Source organism: Pseudomonas phoenicis (assembly GCF_047302395.1).
GTDB lineage: Bacteria > Pseudomonadota > Gammaproteobacteria > Pseudomonadales > Pseudomonadaceae > Aquipseudomonas.
Map to the genome: position 1 here is coordinate 3,705,181 of NZ_CP154852.1, position 18,908 is coordinate 3,724,088.

At 62.2% G+C, this 18,908-nt stretch carries 20 protein-coding genes and 2 tRNA genes; 11 read left to right on the forward strand and 11 right to left on the reverse strand.

The features are described 5' to 3' along the window. Window positions 1-26 precede the first annotated feature (26 nt). The 4 genes from AA0Z93_RS16695 to AA0Z93_RS16710 are packed head-to-tail and all read right to left on the reverse strand — an operon-like array spanning window position 27 to window position 3,653. Entirely contained in the window at window positions 27-953 is a 927-nt protein-coding gene (locus tag AA0Z93_RS16695) for a pyridoxal-phosphate dependent enzyme (protein WP_413047838.1), read from the reverse strand. Continuing rightward, window positions 950-2,158 (reverse strand): MFS transporter, encoded by a 1,209-nt coding sequence (locus AA0Z93_RS16700; protein ID WP_413047837.1) that lies wholly within the window; start codon window positions 2,156-2,158, stop codon window positions 950-952. The genes AA0Z93_RS16695 and AA0Z93_RS16700 overlap by 4 nt, the downstream gene beginning before the upstream one ends. Continuing rightward, window positions 2,155-2,946, reverse strand: a complete 792-nt coding sequence (locus tag AA0Z93_RS16705) for an alanyl-tRNA editing protein (RefSeq protein WP_413047836.1) — start codon at window positions 2,944-2,946, stop codon at window positions 2,155-2,157. Before AA0Z93_RS16705 ends, AA0Z93_RS16700 begins: the two co-directional genes overlap by 4 nt. Then, window positions 2,943-3,653, reverse strand: a complete 711-nt coding sequence (locus AA0Z93_RS16710) for a serine O-acetyltransferase (protein WP_413047835.1) — start codon at window positions 3,651-3,653, stop codon at window positions 2,943-2,945. The genes AA0Z93_RS16705 and AA0Z93_RS16710 overlap by 4 nt, the downstream gene beginning before the upstream one ends. A 168-nt stretch (window positions 3,654-3,821) precedes the next feature. Between AA0Z93_RS16710 and AA0Z93_RS16715 the strand changes: the two genes are divergently transcribed. The 5 genes from AA0Z93_RS16715 (at window position 3,822) to AA0Z93_RS16735 (ending at window position 9,925) form a co-directional block, all read left to right on the forward strand. Then, entirely contained in the window at window positions 3,822-5,168 is a 1,347-nt protein-coding gene (locus tag AA0Z93_RS16715) for a PLP-dependent aminotransferase family protein (protein ID WP_413047834.1), read from the forward strand. Between the two features lie 138 nt (window positions 5,169-5,306). Next, window positions 5,307-6,290 carry a phosphogluconate dehydrogenase (NAD(+)-dependent, decarboxylating) gene (gnd, locus tag AA0Z93_RS16720; RefSeq protein WP_413047833.1) on the forward strand — a complete coding sequence of 328 codons (984 nt, stop codon included), beginning with the start codon at window positions 5,307-5,309 and terminating at the stop codon, window positions 6,288-6,290. Continuing rightward, window positions 6,287-7,792 carry a glucose-6-phosphate dehydrogenase gene (gene zwf, locus AA0Z93_RS16725; RefSeq protein WP_413047832.1) on the forward strand — a complete coding sequence of 502 codons (1,506 nt, stop codon included), beginning with the start codon at window positions 6,287-6,289 and terminating at the stop codon, window positions 7,790-7,792. Before gnd ends, zwf begins: the two co-directional genes overlap by 4 nt. Before the next feature lie 63 nt (window positions 7,793-7,855). After that, window positions 7,856-9,652 (forward strand): glycoside hydrolase family 15 protein, encoded by a 1,797-nt coding sequence (locus tag AA0Z93_RS16730; RefSeq protein ID WP_413047831.1) that lies wholly within the window; start codon window positions 7,856-7,858, stop codon window positions 9,650-9,652. Between the two features lie 60 nt (window positions 9,653-9,712). Further along, window positions 9,713-9,925, forward strand: coding sequence for a hypothetical protein (locus AA0Z93_RS16735; protein ID WP_413047830.1), 213 nt, complete (start codon window positions 9,713-9,715; stop codon window positions 9,923-9,925). Here AA0Z93_RS16735 and AA0Z93_RS16740 read toward each other — a convergent pair. From AA0Z93_RS16740 to nhaR, 3 genes are all read right to left on the reverse strand, one after another. Next, window positions 9,908-10,558: a YceH family protein gene (locus tag AA0Z93_RS16740; protein ID WP_413047829.1), complete on the reverse strand. Its 651-nt coding sequence runs from the start codon at window positions 10,556-10,558 to the stop codon at window positions 9,908-9,910. The genes AA0Z93_RS16735 and AA0Z93_RS16740 overlap by 18 nt on opposite strands. 100 nt (window positions 10,559-10,658) lie before the next feature. Next, complete coding sequence (sstT, locus tag AA0Z93_RS16745) at window positions 10,659-11,870, reverse strand: serine/threonine transporter SstT (protein WP_413047828.1); 1,212 nt, start codon at window positions 11,868-11,870, stop codon at window positions 10,659-10,661. Between the two features lie 56 nt (window positions 11,871-11,926). Further along, complete coding sequence (nhaR, locus tag AA0Z93_RS16750) at window positions 11,927-12,835, reverse strand: transcriptional activator NhaR (RefSeq protein WP_413047827.1); 909 nt, start codon at window positions 12,833-12,835, stop codon at window positions 11,927-11,929. A gap of 132 nt (window positions 12,836-12,967) precedes the next feature. On the opposite strand from nhaR, the gene AA0Z93_RS16755 reads away from it, so the two are divergent. Beyond that, a complete protein-coding gene (locus AA0Z93_RS16755) occupies window positions 12,968-13,720 on the forward strand; it encodes a TerC family protein (RefSeq protein WP_413047826.1) in 753 nt (250 codons plus the stop codon). Between the two features lie 39 nt (window positions 13,721-13,759). Here the strand turns inward: AA0Z93_RS16755 and AA0Z93_RS16760 are convergent, their stop codons facing one another. Then, a complete protein-coding gene (locus AA0Z93_RS16760) occupies window positions 13,760-13,915 on the reverse strand; it encodes a hypothetical protein (protein ID WP_413047825.1) in 156 nt (51 codons plus the stop codon). Window positions 13,916-14,107: 192 nt separating this feature from the next. Here AA0Z93_RS16760 and AA0Z93_RS16765 point away from each other — a divergent pair, with 192 nt between their 5' ends. After that, window positions 14,108-14,794: a peptidase C39 family protein gene (locus tag AA0Z93_RS16765; RefSeq protein ID WP_413047824.1), complete on the forward strand. Its 687-nt coding sequence runs from the start codon at window positions 14,108-14,110 to the stop codon at window positions 14,792-14,794. 38 nt (window positions 14,795-14,832) lie between these two features. Here the strand turns inward: AA0Z93_RS16765 and AA0Z93_RS16770 are convergent, their stop codons facing one another. Further along, on the reverse strand, window positions 14,833-16,116 hold the full coding sequence (locus AA0Z93_RS16770; protein WP_413047823.1) for an NAD(P)/FAD-dependent oxidoreductase: 1,284 nt from the start codon (window positions 16,114-16,116) through the stop codon (window positions 14,833-14,835). Window positions 16,117-16,316: 200 nt separating this feature from the next. Between AA0Z93_RS16770 and AA0Z93_RS16775 the strand changes: the two genes are divergently transcribed. From AA0Z93_RS16775 to AA0Z93_RS16790, 4 genes are all read left to right on the forward strand, one after another. Then, window positions 16,317-16,393, forward strand: a tRNA-Val gene (locus AA0Z93_RS16775). Between the two features lie 172 nt (window positions 16,394-16,565). Next, window positions 16,566-16,642: transfer RNA gene (locus AA0Z93_RS16780), tRNA-Val, on the forward strand. Window positions 16,643-16,849: 207 nt separating this feature from the next. After that, complete coding sequence (locus tag AA0Z93_RS16785) at window positions 16,850-17,419, forward strand: SPOR domain-containing protein (protein WP_413047822.1); 570 nt, start codon at window positions 16,850-16,852, stop codon at window positions 17,417-17,419. An 88-nt stretch (window positions 17,420-17,507) separates the two neighbouring features. Beyond that, window positions 17,508-17,933 (forward strand): GTP pyrophosphokinase, encoded by a 426-nt coding sequence (locus AA0Z93_RS16790; RefSeq protein ID WP_413047821.1) that lies wholly within the window; start codon window positions 17,508-17,510, stop codon window positions 17,931-17,933. Window positions 17,934-17,950: 17 nt separating this feature from the next. Here AA0Z93_RS16790 and AA0Z93_RS16795 read toward each other — a convergent pair whose 3' ends face one another. Together AA0Z93_RS16795 and AA0Z93_RS16800 are read right to left on the reverse strand one after the other, a co-directional pair. Further along, a complete protein-coding gene (locus tag AA0Z93_RS16795) occupies window positions 17,951-18,193 on the reverse strand; it encodes a DUF1654 domain-containing protein (RefSeq protein WP_413047820.1) in 243 nt (80 codons plus the stop codon). A 153-nt stretch (window positions 18,194-18,346) separates the two neighbouring features. Then, window positions 18,347-18,907 (reverse strand): NUDIX hydrolase, encoded by a 561-nt coding sequence (locus tag AA0Z93_RS16800; RefSeq protein WP_413047819.1) that lies wholly within the window; start codon window positions 18,905-18,907, stop codon window positions 18,347-18,349. Between the last annotated feature and the right edge of the window lies 1 nt (window position 18,908).

The window sequence follows — 18,908 nt, forward strand, 5'->3', positions numbered from 1 at the left end:
ACTTTCGGCACGCCTGTTCTTTGCCATCATCCCTCGCACCGCGCAGCCGAACGCTGCGCGTGCTCGGCCACCGACTTCTGTAGGTCCTGATACCAGAAGCCCGCGTCGTAGGCGATGGTCACGATCGTTCTGTGCGCATGCGCAGGTTGACGCACCATGCGTTGAGCCACCGCCAGACAGGCTGCTGCCGTATTGCCGACGAAGGCGCCGCTCTGCATATAGAAGGTGCGCTGCGCCATCAGCATCTCTTCCTGTGTAACGCTGCAATGCCGATCCACCAGTGTCCAGTCCAGAAAGGGCGGGCAGACGCCGACCGCCATGCCTTCGAAGCGATGGTCGGCGAAGATGCCTGCTTTCGAATCGCAGCCCGCCGGATCGACCAACACGGTTTCGACGTCGAAGCCATGATCTTTAAGCCCCAGGGTGATACCGGTGAAACTTGCGCCGGTGCCCGCGCAGCCTACGAACAGCACCTCCTTGCCAGCCCGCGCTTTGATCAATTGGCAGGCCAGTTCCGTGGCGGTCTGGTAGCGGTGCGCGTCGACGCCCACGGTATTGTTGAACTGATCGGTGTAGAAGTACGACTTGCCCAACGCGGCTTGCTGCTCCAGCCGATGCATCACCACGTCCTTGGGCGTAGCGCCTGCCAACAGCATGTCCTTGCCGATCAGCGTGGCACCGAAGCATTCGAGCAGATCACGTTTGGTCTGGCTGAAGCTCAGCCCCACCGCCAGCTCCACGGCGATGTCGTGGCGGTGACAGGCGGCGATCAAGCCGAAGCCGAAATTGCCGCCGGTTTTCTCGATGACGGTGGTCTCGCCCGGCACGATGTCGCCGCTGCGCACCGCACAGTCGATGATGTGCTTGGCGGCTCGGTATTTATGGCTGCCACCCGGGTTGTGCATTTCCAGCTTGGTGAGAATGCGCTCGGCGGTGCGGATCAGTTTGCTCATTTGCTGGTGCTCACGGCCGTGTAGTGCGACTGCGCGTTGCCATGCAAGACATAAAGAGTCGCCAACAACAAGGCTACGCATAGCCCCAGGCACAGTGCATTGCTGCCCACCCAGCCGATCGAGCCAAGCAGCACCGCCGGCGTGAAGGCGCCCAAGGTCGCGCATACGGCAATGGCCAGATCGTTCTTGCCCTGCATGTGCATGGCACCGGGGCTGTTTTGCAGACTCTGCGCCAGCAGCGCGCCGCCGCCGACGTAGGTCAGGTTCCAGCCCAGGCCCAGGACGATCAACGAAACGGTCATGGCCGCGTAACCGTGCAAGGTCATGTTGAGCAGCGTGCAGCCGATGAGCATGGCCAAGCCCGTGCACAGCGTGGTGCGCAGACCCAGTTTCTCGATGATCGTGCCAGTGAAGAAGGAGGGCGCGAACATGGCGATGACATGCCATTGGATCGCCAGACGCACGTCGGAGAAGGAATCGTGCATATGTTGCATGTGCATCGAGGCCTGAATCATCAGCAGATTCATGATTCCGTAGCCCACGGCGGCGATCGCCATGGCAGTGACCAGAGTCGGGGTGAGAGGGGTAGGGGCGTCGCTGTCGTTCTTCGGTGTTTGCGCGCTGGCCGAGTCGGCTGGGGAAGCGGGCAAGCACACCGCGATCAGCAGCGACAGGCCGGCCAGGACGATGAACGCGGCGTAGCACAGCGAGAACAGCGCATAGCCCGCCACCTCACGCAGTAGCTCGGTCAAAGTCGGGCCGACCACAGCGGCGATCACGCCACCTGCCACCACCAATGACAGCGCTTTGGGCTTGAGCGCTTGCGCGAGATGGTCGGTGGCAGCGAAGCGGTTGAAGTTGGCGAATGCGATGTACACCCCCAGCGCGGCGTGGCTAAGCACCAGCAAAGCGAACTGCCGATGCTCGACCGCCAGAAAGCCACTGACGCCAGACACGACCAGCGGCAGCGCGCCGAGCATGAACGCCGGTTTGCGGCCGATGCGGCTCATCAGCCGGGACACAGGGTAAGTGGCCAGCATCACACACAGAAACTGCACGCCGTAGGGCAAGGTGGACCACTGCGCAGCCGGGGCCAGCGCCGACCCGACGATGGCGGCCATGGTCACCGACATCACCGCCGTGGTGAGGTTGATCGACTGGGCGGTGAAATAGAGATAGGTGCGGCGGGGCAGGCGAGGATTCATGCGCGCTGCTCCCGGTAGATCGACAGGTCGGTCGATGCCTCGGGGAATTCGCAGATCAGCCGCTCCTTGCTCTTGCCCAGGCGTTTGCGGCGCACGCTCAGCCGGCCTATGCGCTGCGGCGATTGCAGGTGGGTGCCGCCGCACGGGATCTCGATGCCACGGTACGACCATAGCCGTGCGTCTTCCAGGCCCTGTACGGCGGTGTTGCCGATCACGTCTTCATGGGCGATCAGCTCATTGGCCAGGCGCTCGATCTCGCGCACTTCCTCAGCGCTGAAAGATTCTTCCACAAGGAAATCGAAGCGCGCACCGTCTTCCTTGATGTGGCAGCCGATGGTCCATTGTTCCAGCTCCTGACGAAGCTGCACGGCTGCGGCGTAGAGGAAGTGGCTGGCACTGTGAGACAGCGTCAGACGATCACGGCGCAGCGCATCGATGCTGATGCGCGCCGGCATGTGCGCCGTCACCTGCTCCAGGAGATGCAAGTCGTCCGGATGGATCATATGCAAAATGATGCCGCCCAACTTTCCGCCTTTGAAACCGTCGAGGCGAATGGGCGTACCGTAGAGTTTCTTTGCCCAAATGAAGCGCAGCGTGCCGATCGGTAATTCGATCGTGCCGTGATCGGCCTCCTGACCGCCGCCCTCGGGATAGGCCACGGTGCTGTCGAGTTCCAAGGCGTCGGCATGTACGCGCGTCACCTGTGTGACGGCCGAAGTGAGGTATTGATCTTGGTAATACAACTTTTCGGTGCTGCGCAGTACTTCATTGTTGAGTAATGTGTTCATGGTTCCATTACCATTTGCAGGGAAGTTTTAACCTGCACTCGGGCGCGCGCAGGGACGTCTTTGCTAATGATGCAATTAGGGCCGATGAACACGTCATCGCCGACGCTCACCGGGCCCAGAACACTGGAAAACGCACCGATCTGGACGCGGTTGCCGATGCGTGGATGCCTGGCGCTGGACGGGTTGTGGCCGATGCCGCGGGCGCCCAGGGTGACACCGCCGAGGATGTAGCAATCGTCGCCGATGACGCTGGTTTCACCGATGACCGTGCCGATGCCGTGATCGATGATGAAGCGCTCGCCAATGCGGCTGCGAAAGTGGATTTCCGCCCCCGAGAGCATCTTGCCGCGGCGCGACAGCATGCCGGCCAGGCACTGCGCATCGGCGATACGGTTGCCCAGGCGCAGGTGTATCTGGTGCGCCAGGCGGTAATGCAGCACGGCTGCATAAGAGGTGTAACTTCTGGCGATGAAGACCGGGTCGAAGCCCGAGGCTGGATCTTTGCAGGCGAAGGCCAACAAGTCTTCATGGCATTGTTCGGCAACTTCCAGAATCAGCGAAGTGTGATTGATTATTGAAAAATCCTGCGTCGAGCAGCACTCCAGTAATGCGGCCGTCAATAGGTTCTTAATCGTACAGAACGACTCCGGCTCATAATGAACGGGCAGCCGAACGGGTGCAGGGGATTGCATGTCCATGTGGGCCATTGATGCGTTTTCCAGTTATCTGGTCTTGGGTATTGGCGTTGACAGTGGATGAAGTGAGAGACGCCGCTGAAGTGATAGTCGCACTATTCGAACTGCCGCAAACGAACAGTCGACAAGCTTTTCAGTTAACTGTTAGCATTTATTTTCTAACGGTTTGGCGGTGGCCCCATGAGCAACAGCGCGCTGTACGACGACTTGAAACAGCGGCTGGCGAAGGGTGAGTGGCTGGCCGGTCAGCGCATGCCGTCGATTCGCAAGTTGGCGGGAGGCGGGCACAGTTACCACGATGCCGTGTCGGCCTATGCACGGCTGGTCAGCGAAGGCGAGTTGACCGCCTTTCCCGGTCGCGGCTACTTCGTCACCAGCAGGGCCGCACAGATCGCCGTCAGCCACGACCCGCTCAGCATGGACAGCGACCCGCTGTTCCGCCTCCTGCAAGGCGGTCAGCACTACACCAAACTCGGCTGCGGTTGGTTGCCGCCGCAATGGCGCGACACCGAATCGCTGGCCAAGGCCATCCGCCGAACCGCGCGCCTGGAGCAGAGCTCGCTGGCCGAATACGGCGACATCCTCGGTCACCTGCCCATGCGCAAGCAGTTGTGCGTGCACATGAAACGCCAGACCCGCGTGGAAGCCCGACCCAGCCAGGTCATCACCACCCTTGGCGCGACCCAGGCGCTGGACCTGCTGGCGCGTTTGCTGATCAAACCGGGCGACCACGTGTTCGTCGATGAGCCAGGCAATGGCAACCTGATCCGTCTGATCCAGCTCGCCGGTGGCCAGGTGGTCGGCATTCCACGCGGCCCGGACGGCCCGGACATCGCCGAAATGCAGGCCTATTTGAGTACGCACAAGGTCCGCGCATTCTTCTGCAACAGCACCTTGCACAACCCCACCGGTGGCAACATCAGCCCGCACAACGCCTTCAAGGTGCTGCGCCTGGCCATCGAGCACGAGTTCTATGTGGTGGAAGACGACGTCTACGGCGATTTCAGCCCAGGCGTGCGGCAGACCTTCGCCGAGCTCGACAACCTGGAGCGAGTCATCTATATCGGCAGCTTTTCCAAATGCCTGTCGGCCTCGCTGCGGGTGGGTTACATCGCCTGTGCGCAGGAGCTGATCGAGCCGCTGACCCGCTTGAAGTTACTGACCTGCGTGGCCGTGCCGGCGTTTTGCGAGCGCTTCGTCAACACGATTCTGTCAGACGGTACCTACGCGCGGCACATGAAAGACGTCCAGCAACGGCTGATCAGCCAGCAGGTGCAGACCCAGCAACTGCTGCTGGCACGGGGCTGGCGCTTCGACATCGAACCGCAAGGCGGCATGTTCATCTGGGCCTACCACCCGGACTTACCGAATCTGCAACCACTGATCACCACTCTCGAAGCGCAGAAGATCCTGCTCATGCCAGGCTCTGCCTTTGCCGTGACGCGCGACTACCAGCGCTATGCACGGATAAACTGCACGCATTTTTCCCAGGAGGTCGCGCGATATTTCACTGTAAAGGCGTCTTGAAGACGTCCATTGGCCCGCTCTCAGCAGGACGGAGCCACCGTAGTAATGTGCTGCAGGTGCTGAACCCTCAGCAGACCCGCTGGACTAATCTGAATATCTTCATTCTCTTTTCATCTCATTAAGTAGGAGCACCGGCACATGCAATTAGGAATCGTCGGTCTTGGCCGCATGGGCGGCAACATTGCACGACGCTTGATGCGCGCGGGCCACCAGATCGTGGCCCATGACCGTGACCTTCAAGCCGTACAAACCTTGGCCGGCGAGGGCGCCACGGGGGTCCACGACCTGGCTGAAATGGTCAAGGCACTGCAAGCGCCCCGGGCCGTCTGGGTCATGCTGCCGGCTGGCGCTCCCACCGAGCAGACCATCGCGCAACTGGCCGACTTGCTCGAACCCGGCGATTCGATCATCGACGGTGGCAATACCTTCTATAAAGACGACATGCGCCGCGCCGCCGAGCTGGCGAGCCGTGGCATGCACTATCTGGATGTCGGCACCTCCGGCGGCGTGTGGGGCCTGGACCGTGGCTATTGCATGATGATCGGTGGCGAGAAAGACGTCTTCGAGCGCCTCGAACCTCTGTTCAGCGCTTTGGCCCCAGGCGTTGGCCAGATTCCCCGCACCCATGGCCTCGAAGGCGAGCACCAGCGTGCCGAGCACGGTTACCTGCACGCCGGCCCCCCCGGTGCCGGGCATTACGTGAAGATGGTGCACAACGGCATCGAATACGGCCTGATGCAGGCCTATGCCGAAGGCTTCGACCTGCTGCGCAGCAAAGGCAGCGACGAACTGCCCGAAGACCAGCGCTTCGACCTCAACCTGCCGGAGATCGCCGAAGTCTGGCGCCGTGGCAGCGTCATCACGTCCTGGCTGCTCGACCTGACCGCCGACGCCATGGTCGCCGACCCGCAGCTGTCGCAGTTCAGCGGCTCGGTGTCCGACAGCGGCGAAGGGCGTTGGACCATCGATGCCGCCGTCGAGCAGGCCACGCCGGTGCCGGTGTTGTCCAGCGCGCTGTTCGCCCGCTTCCGTTCGCGCCAGCAGCAAGGCACCTTCGGTGACAAAGTGCTCTCGGCCATGCGTCTGGGCTTTGGTGGCCACGTCGAGAACAAACGCCCATGACCGCACAGAAGACGCCTGCCGCTCCGCCCTGCACGCTGTTTCTCTTCGGTGCCAGCGGCGATCTGGTCAAGCGCCTGCTGATGCCGGCGCTGTACAACCTCAGCCGCGACGGTCTGCTCGACCGCAACCTGCGTATCGTCGGTGTGGACCACAACGCGTCCACCGCCGAGGCGTTCGGCGAGCGCCTGCACGACTTCCTCGCCGAGCGTGACGCCGGCGGCGAAGGCGCGCCCAAGAGCGTCGACGAAAAACTCTGGGCAAGTCTGGCCAAACGGCTGGACTACCAGACCGGCGACTTCCTCGACATGGCCACTTACCAGGCCATCGGCGAGCGCATCGCCAGGACCGACCACGGCAACGCGATCTTCTACCTCGCCACCTCGCCACGTTTCTTCCCGGAAGTGGCGCAGCGCCTTGGCGAAGCCGGCCTGCTGGACGAGTCCGCAGGCGGCTTTCGCCGCGTGGTGATCGAAAAGCCGTTCGGTACCGACCTTGCCAGCGCCCAAGCGCTTAACGCCTGCCTGCTGAAGGTGATGAGCGAGCGGCAGATCTACCGCATCGACCATTACCTGGGTAAGGAAACGGTGCAGAACATTCTGGTCAGCCGCTTCTCCAATGGGCTGTTCGAATCGTTCTGGAACAACCACTACATCGACCATGTGCAGATCACGGCGGCCGAGACTGTGGGTGTTGAAACCCGGGGTGCGTTCTACGACGGCACCGGCGCCTTGCGTGACATGGTGCCCAATCACCTGTTCCAGCTGCTGGCGATGGTGGCCATGGAGCCGCCGGCGGCCTTCGGCGCCGACGCCGTACGTGGCGAAAAGGCCAAGGTCATCGGCGCCATCCGCCCATGGTCGAGCAAGCTGGCGTTGAAGAACTCGGTGCGCGGCCAGTACGCGGCGGGCAAGCGCGGCGACAAAGACTTGCCCGGCTATCGTCAGGAGGACAACGTCGACCCCGCCAGCCAGACCGAAACCTACGTGGCCCTGAAGGTGATGATCGACAACTGGCGCTGGGCCGGCGTGCCGTTCTACCTGCGCACGGGCAAGCGCATGAGCGTGCGCGATACCGAAATCGCCATCTGCTTCAAGCCAGCGCCTTACGCACAGTTCCGCGATTCGGCCCTGGCACGGCCCAAACCCAACTATCTGAAGATCCAGATCCAGCCGAACGAAGGTATGTGGTTCGACCTCCAGGCCAAGCGGCCAGGCCCGGAATTGATCACACAGAACGTCGAGCTGGGCTTCGCCTACAAGGACTTCTTCAACATGACCCCGGCCACGGGCTACGAAACGCTCATCTACGACTGCCTGACCGGTGACCAGACGCTGTTCCAGCGTGCGGACAACATCGAGAACGGCTGGCGCGCGGTGCAGCCGTTCCTCGATGCCTGGGCCAGCGGCGGCGAGGTGCACGAGTATCCGGCCGGTGAAGACGGCCCCGAGGCCGGCAACGAACTGCTGACCCGCGACAAGCGGGAATGGCATGGGCTCGGCTGACGGCAGAGCCTGACCCTGGGTACCGGCTGCAGCGACTTCCACCCTCATTGTCAAGGACACCCGATGCCCGCACTGATCGAAGACTATGCCTTGCTCGGCAACTGCCGCAGCGCCGCCCTGGTCAACCGCAACGGCTCGCTGGACTGGCTGTGTCTGCCGCGCTTCGATGCGCCGGCCGTGTTCGCCAGCCTGCTGGGCAACGAAGAGAACGGTCGCTGGCGTGTCGCGCCGACCGACACCGTCGAGCATAGCGAGCGTCGATACCTGGAAGACACGCTGGTGTTGGAGACGCTGTACGTCACCGCTACAGGACGCGCCCGGGTCCTCGACCTGATGCCGCTCAACGATACCCATTCGGTGGTGCGCATCGTCGAAGGTCTCAGCGGCGAGGTCAATTTCGAGATGGACCTGGTGTTGCGTTTCGACTACGGCCGTAGCGTGCCCTGGGTCGAGAAACTCGACCCTCTGACCTTGAGCGCCGTGGCCGGACCGGATCGGGTGATCCTCAGCAGTACGGTTGCAACCCACGCCATGGACCACCACACGGTCGCACGTTTCCGGGTCGGCGAAGGTAGGCGGGAAGTGTTCAGCTTGCGCCACCAGCGCTCGCACCTGCCGGTGCAGCCGGGGTTCGATGCCGACGAAGCGCTCAAGAGCACCATCGATCAATGGCAGACTTTTGCCGGCCGTTGCCCGGAGGTCGGTGCCTACAGCGCGCAGGTCCGCCGTTCGTTGATCACCCTCAAAGCCATGACCTACGCCCCCACGGGCGGCATCGTCGCGGCCGTGACCACGTCCTTGCCCGAGCGGATCGGTGGCGAACGCAATTGGGACTATCGCTTCTGCTGGTTGCGCGACGCCACCATGACATTGCTCGCTTTCATGAACCTGGGCTACGTCGACGAAGCCCAGGCTTGGCGCGAGTGGCTGATGCGCTCGGTGGCCGGCAACCCCGAGCAGATGCAGATCATGTACGGCCTGGCGGGCGAGCGCGACCTGCAGGAATACACGCTGCCGTGGCTGGCCGGTTACGAGCATTCGCAGCCGGTGCGGGTGGGCAACGCCGCAGCCGATCAGCGCCAGCTCGACATCTATGGCGAAGTGGCCGACGCCATGAGCCAGGCGCTCAAGGCCGGTCTGCCGCGTCATCCGCGCAGCGCCGCCATCGCCCGCTTGATCCTGCCGTACCTGAAGAGCATCTGGCGCGAACCGGACGAAGGCATCTGGGAGGTCCGCGGTGGGCGTCAGCACTTCGTGCATTCCAAAGTCATGGCCTGGGTGGCCTTCGATCGTGCGGCGAGTTTGGCCGAAACCCGTGAAGACAGTGGCCAGAGCCAACATTACCGGCAGGTCGCCGAGCAGATTCACCGTGAGGTGTGCGAGCAAGGGCTGGATCCAAGCGGGCAATATTTCGTCCAGGCCTACGGCTCCAAGGAAATGGACGCCAGCCTGCTGCAAATCGCCTTGACCGGGTTTTTGCCAGCCGACGACCCGCGTTTTCTGCGTACGCTCGAGCAGATCGAGCAGCGCTTGCTGCATGAGGGTCTGGTGCTGCGTTACGACACCGACAACTGCACGGATGGCTTGACGGCGGGCGAGGGCACGTTTCTGGTCTGCACGTTCTGGTTGTGCGACGTCTACGTGCTGGTCGGGCGTCAGGCCGAGGCCGAGGCGCTGTACCAGCGCTTACTGGACTTGACCAACGATGTCGGTCTGCTGGCCGAGCAATACGACCCGCAAAGCCAACGCATGTTGGGCAACTTCCCGCAGGCGTTCAGCCACATCGGCATCATCAACACCGCGCTGAACCTGTATCGGGCGCAGTGCCCGGTGCGCGACCGCGCCAGCGGCGGCGAGTAGTCGCTCGCAAAGGGGGAGGGATGGCTATAGTGAAGCCATTCCCTCCTTCGGAGCCTGCCCATGCGTTTGATCAGTCGCGAACCTTGGTGGCACGTGCCGCCCAAGCCCGGTCAGCACGAGCAGGACCTGCACTGGGGTTATCTGGAAATCTATGCCGATGGCAGTACGGTGTTCGTCGATCAACGCCCGACCGCGCGTGAGCTGGCCGAGCGCAAGAGTTGCCGCCACTTTCCCGATGCCGACCCGCCAGCGCGGTCAGCCTTCGAGCGCTGACAGGCGCGCTTCCAACGCGGCGATACGTGCTTCCAAAGCTTCCAGGCGATCGTCGGAAACGCTGTCGGAGGCACGCGGCTGATCGCTCGTGCCATGCAGGCGCGCGGCGAGCGTGGCCTCGATGTGCGCAGGGTCGCCCAGCGCATGGGTGTATCGGTCTTCACGCTGGCCCGACTGACGCGGTAGGTGCAGAGCGAATTCGCGGGTCACCAGACGCTCGAGCTGATGCTGGACCTGGTCCAGGTCTTCGAACGCGTGCAGGCGCTGGCTGCGGGTCAGCAACTCGCTCAACGTCTGCGGGCCGCGCAGGAACAACAAGCCGAGCAGCACGCGCTGTGCCGGGACCAGTTCGAACGCTTTGTCCAGACGATGCTCCCAGCGGTCGGCGCGGCTGCCCATCTGCAAGCGGGCCAGGTCCTGCGTTTCGAGTGCGCGCAGCGCTTGCCCGACCTGCCCGGCAGACAGGTTCATCACCGGCTCCCGGCTGGTCTTCTGGTTGCAGGCGACGACCAGCGCGTTGAGCGTCAGAGGGTAGCTTTCCGGGCTGGTGGCCTGCTTTTCGATCAACGCGCCGAGGACGCGCACTTCGACGTCGTTCAAGCGTGCTTCGTCGGCGCTTTGCTGTTCTGACATGGCCTTGTCTCGATGCAATGAAAAGGCCATTAGCGTAGGGGGTGTGCAGGGCTTAGGCAATCGTTCCCCGAAGGGGCCAGCACAGGGCTGGCCGTAAGAATCAGGCGCTGCGCCGTTCCATGGCTTCGCACGCGGCGGCGGTGAACAACACGTCGGTCGACGAATTCAGCGCGGTTTCCGCCGAATCCTGCACCACCCCGATGATGAAGCCGACCGCGACCACCTGCATGGCGATTTCGCTGGGAATGCCGAACAACCCGCAGGCCAGCGGGATCAGCAGCAACGAACCGCCGGCCACGCCCGATGCGCCACACGCGCAGATCGAGGCCACCACGCTGAGCAACAGCGCCGTGGGCAGGTCCACCGCAATGCCCAGGGTGTGCACGGCGGCCAAGGTCAACACGGTGATGGTGATTGCAGCGCCAGCCATGTTGATGGTCGCGCCCAGTGGGATCGATACCGAATAGGTGTCTTCATGCAGGCCGAGCTTTTCCGACAACGCCAGATTGACCGGAATGTTGGCCGCCGAACTGCGGGTGAAGAACGCGGTGATGCCACTTTCGCGCAGGCACATCAGCACCAGGGGATAGGGGTTGCGGCGGATCATGCAGAACACGATCAGCGGGTTGATCAGCAACGCAACCGCGAGCATGCAGCCGATCAGTACAGCCAGCAGGTGCAGGTAGCCCAGCAAGGCTTGCAGACCGGCCTGGGCCAGGGTCGAGGCGACCAGGCCGAAGATGCCCAGGGGAGCGAAACGGATGACCACGCGTACCAGGTCGGTCACCGCCGTGGCCAGGTCCTCGGTCAGGCCGCGGGTCGCCTTGCCGGCCTTGCGCAGCAACACACCCAGACCGATCGCCCACGTCAGGATGCCGATGAAGTTGGCCTCGACCAGCGCTTTGACCGGGTTTTCGACAGCGCTCAGTACCAGCCCTTGCAACACTTCGCTGATGCCGCCAGGCGGGCTCATGTTGGTTCGCGCGCTATTGAGCACCAAGGTCGACGGAAACTGCATGCTTGCCACCACCGCCAGCGCGGCTGCGGAAAAAGTGCCGAACAGGTAAAGCCAAAGGATCGGCCGGATGTGCGTCTGCTGGCCTTGCTGATGGTTGGCGATCGATGCGATCACCAGCACGAATACCAAGATCGGTGCCACGGCCTTGAGCGCCGTTACGAATAAGCTACCCAGTAGCGTCAGACTCGTCGCGACGGTGGGTGCCAGGACGGCCACAAGGATACCGGCGACCAAGCCGATGACGATCTGGGTAACCAGGCTGGTACGGGTGAGCAGACGCAAGACAGTGGACATATACAGCGAAGCCTCGAAAAGTGAGCCGCGGACTCTACCATAGACGTTCGCCCCGCTCAGACGTCCGGGTTCCCCTGAAACAGCTCGCGCCGAGCCCCCTGGGCGATCGCCACGATGCCCGGATGCTTGACCTTGCGTTCGACGGAGATGGCATAGAACGCCTCGGTCACTGCGTGGGTTTGGCCGATCTGCTCGACGGCGCATTGCCGGCAGACTTCTTCGGCGATCACACTGGGCGCGACGAACAGGCCGCTGCCGGACTGGCCGAAGGCCTGCATCAGCGCGCTGTCGTCGAACTCGCCGACGATCTTGGGGTGTACCCGTTGCTCGGCGAACCAGCGCAGCAAGCGGCTGCGCAGCATGCTGTCCTGCCCAGGGATCAGCAACGGAGCGTTGTCCATGCAGGCGGGGAAGGGCAAGACGAGCTGGCGGGCAAGGGTGGGTGTCGCGAAGAAGCTCAGGCCCGATTCACCCAGTTTCTGGCTGTGGCCCTTGATGTCGAGATGGTTGGGCATGGGGCTGTCGGAAATCACCAGGTCCAGCCGCTGGATGGCGAGGTCGGCGAGCAAGCGCTCGAGTTTGTCTTCGCGGCAGCTGATCCGCAGTGCCCGATCCCGTTCCATGGCCGGTGCCAGCAGGCGATAGACGATGGACTTGGGCACCACGTCGGCCACGCCCACGCGAAACAGCACTTGTTGCCGGTCGGGCGCGGCCCGCAGCACACCTTCCAGTTCACTGGCGATCTGAAACATCTGCTCGGCGTACTCGAGCGTGCGACGGCCGCTTTCGGTCAGTTCGAGCTGACGGCCCACACGCTGGAACAATTCGATGCCGTGGGTCTGTTCGAACAGGCTGATTTGTCCGCTGATGGTCTGTGGCGTGAGGTTCAACTGTTCGCTGGCGCGGGCAATGCTGCCGGTCTTGGCGGTGACCCAGAAATAGTGCAATTGACGGTAGTTGAGCATTTGAAACATTTGGTTCGAGAAAAGCGAAGTATACCGGGTAAAAAAACGAATTTTCCTGATGTTTTGCCTTGTCTATTCTGTGCGCGATCCCGCGCCTAGCGCGCCTCAACGACTTTTGCAGAGACTTGACCCATGGACTACCTATTGCAACTCGCTTCGAACCCGACCGCCTGGGTGGCGCTGGCCACGCTGGTGGCGATGGAAGTCGTCCTGGGTATCGACAACCTGATCTTCATTTCGATTCTCACCAACAAACTGCCAGAGCAGCACCGCTCCAAGGCTCGGCGCATCGGCATCAGCATGGCATTGGTCATGCGCTTGGGACTGCTCAGCACCGTCGCCTGGATCGTGCAGTTGACCGAGCCGGTGTTCGAAGTGTTCGGCCATGCGTTTTCCTGGAAAGACATGATCCTGATCGCCGGTGGCCTGTTCCTGTTGTGGAAGGCCACCAAGGAGATCCATGAAAGTGTCGACCCGCACGGGTCCAAGGAAGAGGCCAAGGCCGGCGCCACGGTGACGCTGGGCTTCTCGGCGGCGATCGTGCAGATCCTGATCCTCGACATCGTCTTTTCCATCGACAGCATCATCACTGCCGTGGGCATGACCGAGCACCTGCCGATCATGATCATCGCCGTGATCAGCGCCGTGGTCGTGATGCTGGTGGCGGCCGATCCGCTGGCCAAGTTCATCAACGACAACCCGACCGTGGTCATGCTGGCGCTGGGCTTCCTGATCATGATCGGCATGACCTTGATCGCCGAAGGCTTCGGCGCGCATGTGCCTAAAGGTTATGTGTATGCGGCGATGGCGTTCTCGACCTTGATCGAAGTGCTGAACATTCTGTCGCGCCGTGCCCGGACCAAGCGCAGCGCTACGGAAGGCTGATGAGGGGCGCCGAGCCACTACGGCCAGGCGCCTCGGTGGTCAGTGCGGGGCCGTCTTGCGCAAGTTGGCGTGGGATTGGGTGCTGGGCGGCAGGGGAGCGTGGCGGCGCAGGATGCGCATCACGCCCCACAACATCGCCAAGGCCACGCTGGCCCACATGGCTATCAACATGAGTATCGCCATCGTCAGAGTCATGATCGGCTCCTTCCCCAGGAACGCATGATTGGGTGGTGGATACGAACTCAAGTCTAGCTGCAAGTCGAGAGGGCTCGATGCCCTTCGGTCCAGCATCCGCGCTTCGCGCCGCATTGTACCGAATGCGATGCGCGGCCTATGATCGTGGGCCTTGCCGAGCGTCGTTCGCTTGGCCCTGACAAGCGAGAGCCCATGTCGCAGCATTCTTTTTTCTTGCGCGGTTCCATCTGGCGCCGCTGGCTGATTGCAGGCTCGGTATTGCTCGGTCTGAGTGGATGCGCTGGCGCGCCTGCGCCGTTGCCGCAAGACCTGGCGCAGCGCGTCGAAATCGGCAGCGTGCCGTTTTTCCGCGGCAATGCTCACCACGGCGGAGCGCTGGCGCTGGCGGCCATGCTTTCACAGCAAGGGGTGAACATCACTCCGGGCCTGCTCGACGGTCCGTTGCGCTTGCCTCAAGAGGCCGATCGGCTGGAGACCTCGATTCCGCGCGTTGCCCATGAGTACGGCATGGTCGTGTACCCCTTGGACAAGCGGCTGGACGCCTTGCTGCGACAGGTGGCGGCGGGCAATCCGGTGCTGTTGCGCTATCGGGAAGGTTCGAGCTTCTGGGCCGAGCCACGCTACGCGGTGATGATCGGTTATGACCGCTACAAGCAACAGGTGCTGTTGCGCGCTGGCATGAGCCGGCGACTGTCGATGGACTTCAAAGCGTTCGAACAGGTGTGGGCAGAGCAGGACAGCTGGGCGGTGCTGATTCAGCCGCCGCGGCGGTTGCCCGCCCAGGTCGATCGCGGCCGTTGGTTGCATGCGGCCGACGCTTTGGCGCGCGATGGTCAGGAGGTGGCGGCGCGCCAAGCGGTCAGTCGCTTGCAGGAGTAAGGCGTGAAGGTGGTGCGGGCAAGTGGCCCGCACCTTGCTCAGAAGCCGAACTTGTCGCGCAGGCTGTAATACCAGGCGCCCAGAGCGCTGAACGGCACGCGCAGCAGCTGCCCGCCAGGGAAGGGGTAGTGCGGCAGGCCGGCAAACGCATCGAAACGCTCCGCCTGGCCGCGCAATGCCTCGGCCAGCACCTTACCGGCCAGATGGGTGTAGGTGACGCCATGGCCGGAACAGCCTTGCGAGTAGTAGATGTTGTCACCAATACGGCCCACCTGGGGCAAGCGCGACAGCGTCAGCAGGAAGTTGCCGGTCCAGGCGTAATCGATCTTGACGTGCTTGAGCTGCGGGAAGGCTTTGAGCAGCTTGGGCCGAATGATCGCTTCGATGTTTTCCGGGTCGCGGGCGCCGTACACCACACCGCCGCCGAAAATCAGGCGCTTGTCTTCGGTGAGGCGGTAGTAGTCGAGCAGGTAGTTGCAGTCTTCCACGCAGTAGTCTTGCGGTAGCAGGCTATGGGCCAATTCGTCGCTCAGCGGCTCGGTGGCGATGACTTGGGTGCCACACGGCATGGACTTGGCGGCAAGCTCAGGGACCAAGTTACCCAGATAGGCGTTACCGGCAACGATGATGAATTTGCTGCGAATCTTGCCCTGTGGGGTATGCACCACCGGATTGGCGCCACGCTCGATGCGGATGGCCGGCGACTGTTCATAGATGACGCCACCGAGGGATTCCACGGCCGCCGCTTCGCCCAGGGCCAGGTTGAGCGGATGGATATGGCCGCCGCTCATGTCGAGCAAGCCGCCGATATAGTTCTCGCAGCCCACCACTTCCCGTATGCGCCGTTGGTCCAGCAACTCGAGCTGAGTATGCCCATAACGCTCCCAGAGGCGCTTCTGCGACTCCAGGTGGTCCATCTGCTTGGGCTTGAGGGCTGCGAACACGCCGCCGTCCTTGAGTGCGCAGTCGATGCCGTAGGTGGCTACACGCTCGCGAATGATACGGCCGCCTTCGAAGGCCATCTGCCCCAGCAAATGTGCCTGTTGCTGGCCGACGCTACGCTCGATCACGTCGATATCACGGCTGTAGCTGTTGACGATTTGCCCGCCATTGCGTCCGGAGGCGCCGAATCCGACCTTGGCTGCCTCGACAATGCTGACCTTGAAGCCGTTTTCGAGCAGGAACAGGGCGCTGGACAGGCCCGTGTAGCCGGCACCGATGATGCAGACATCGGTTTCCACCTCACCCTGTAGCGCCGGACGTGGCGGCACCGCATTGGCCGAGGCGGCGTAATAGGACTGCGGGTAAGGAGTATTAGCCATGACGGGGTAAACCTCGTGTTTTGTATTTTTAACGTTTTCGCGCATGCTATCAATAATAATAAACACCCGCTAGCCGCCGTCGAAAAAACACCTGCCAACGCACGCCGTGGCGCGAAGCCATAAACTGATTAGGATTCAGGAAGTTAGCGCAAAAAAGAGTTGACAGTGGTTTGCGATCGCGTAGAATCCGCCCACACGACAGGCACATAGCTCAGTTGGTTAGAGCACCACCTTGACATGGTGGGGGTCGTTGGTTCGAATCCAATTGTGCCTACCAAATCGACGAAAAGGGCGACCCTCACAGGTCGCCTTTTTTGTATTTGCATTCTGCCCTACAGCTTATAGGGCGCGCCGAAGGTAATGAGGCTGGGTCACGCAAATTTTTGATTAAGTTGAAGAAAAGCGCTTTACAGGGAAGCAACTGCCCTCTAATATGCGCCCCACACGACAGGCACATAGCTCAGTTGGTTAGAGCACCACCTTGACATGGTGGGGGTCGTTGGTTCGAATCCAATTGTGCCTACCAAATAAAGCCCCGCTTTGCGGGCAGTAAGAAGGGCGATCCGCGAGGGTCGCCCTTTTTTCGTTCCATGTCTCTGCGGTTTTCGAGCCGCGGCATTGTGTCGCGCAATGTTGCAAGCCGCGTCCCCAGCGGCGTTCCGACTTCACTCGCATAGCCGGTACCAAAGGTTCGCCATGCTAGAATCGACCCTTCGAAACGGGAGATAGACGCGTGCGCAAACTGGCAGTGGTAATGGCGGCGATGGCCTTGGTCGGCTGTGACAATGAAGTCGAAGGCGTGCACAAGCAAGTAGCCGAACACCTCAGCAATCCCAAGACCGCCAAATTCGCCAACGTGCGGATCGATACCCAAGGTACCCTCTGCGGGCAGTTCCGCGGCAAAGACGACCAAGGCCAGTACGAGGCCTACCGCAGTTACGTCGCCATCAAGCAAGACGGCCAGTACAGGATCATCGTCGACGACTCGGGCAATAACCTGCAGATCCGCGAAATGTGTGGCGGTGCGCAATTGCAGCGGCGCGCCGAAGCGGTGGCCGATCAGCCGGCACCCGATGGCTGGGATGTGGAAGTGGTGCAGGGCGCGAACATGGGTGCGGTCAGCGACATGACCGCGCGGCTGCTGGAAAAAAGCATTCCTTCATCCGTCGAATACCGCGACGGTAAGCCGGTAGTGCTCATGGGGCCATTTCCGAGCAAGGCCGAGGCCGAAGCACGCAAGGCGGACGTGATGGCGCGGCTGGGAACCGATTCGGTGGTCATCCAGCATGGTATCGACCGCTGAAGCAAGGGCGACGGGCGCGCAAGGCTCGCGCATGGGGCATCCTCCCGGCTATGCTTGAACATGCACAGCCACATGCAAGGGAGGCCTGATGTCTACAGTGGAAAAGGCCATCGTGATCGCGGCCATTGCCCACGCCGGGCAGGTCGACAAGGGCGGTGCTGCGTACATCCTGCATCCGTTGCGGGTCATGATGCAGGTGCATACGCCCGAAGAGCGCATCGTCGCCGTGTTGCACGATGTGCTCGAGGATACGACGGTGAGCTTGGCCGATCTCGTCCGTGACGGTTTCAATCTCAAGACCCTGGCCGCGTTGCTCGCGCTCAGCCGACGGGCTGGCGAGCCCTACGAAGACTTTGTCGTGCGCCTGGGGAGTGACCCTTTGGCGCGGGCGGTCAAGCTGGCCGACCTTGCCGACAACAGCGATCTGACACGCATTCCCCGGCCCAGTCCAGCCGACCTGCAACGGCTACACCGCTATCATCAGGCCAGCGCCTATTTGCAGGCGCTGAGGTAGGCGGGGCGCATTCGGATTCAGTCATCCTTTGGCACCGTCCAGAACACCTGCACGCCACCGTCGTCGCGGTGGGCCAGTGTGACGTTGTCGTTTTCCGCGATTTCCTCGAGCAGAGTCTCCCAGTCTTGTGGCGACTCGTCGGGCAGCCGGTAGATCAGAGCCGCCTTGCTGCGCTGTGCGGTAGGCCCGTTGATGATCTTTTGAATGCGGGTGCCCAGTTGGACGTAACTGCTGGGCGTCTGCGGCGCGGTGCTGGCCATGAAAGGCTTCCTAGGTGGCTGGATGTGCGTACAGTATTTGAGCCCACGGGGTTGCGCAAGCCTCCAGATTGGCTGGCTCGCGGTTTTCGCGTTGGTTGAGTTGGAAAAAACGAAACAGATTGCTGCCAAAGAGACGGGCGTCGCTAACGCTCATCAACGCATGAAGTGCACTTTGCCGGTATCGTCATTACCCATGTACATGCCATAGACCCCGGCCTGACGCTCGAGAATGTAGCGCTCCAGGATCTGCCGTATAGCAGGGTAGTAGATCTCGTCCCAAGGGATTTCACCCGGTTCGAAAAAACGGTAATCGAGTGTTTCCGGTCCGTATTGCCCGGTTTCCTCGGCAGCCATCGCGCGGAAGATGATGTACACCTCGCTGATTTTCGGCACGCTGAAGATCGAGTAGGGCGAGACGATTTCGGCGCGTACGCCCGTCTCCTCCCACACTTCGCGCAAGGCAGCCTCTTCGGTAGTCTCGCCCGCTTCCATGAACCCGGCCGGCAACGTCCAGGTGCCGGGCCGCGGCGGGATGGCGCGCTGGCAAAGCAGGTACTTGCCATCGCGCTCGATGATGCAGCCAGCGATGATCTTGGGGTTCACGTAATGGATGTAGCCGCAGGTGCAGTACAGCCGCTCGTGCGTGTCGCCGGGCGGCACGCCCCGAGCGAGCGCCTGGGTGCAAAGAGGGCAGAAGCGCGGGGCATTGGGCATG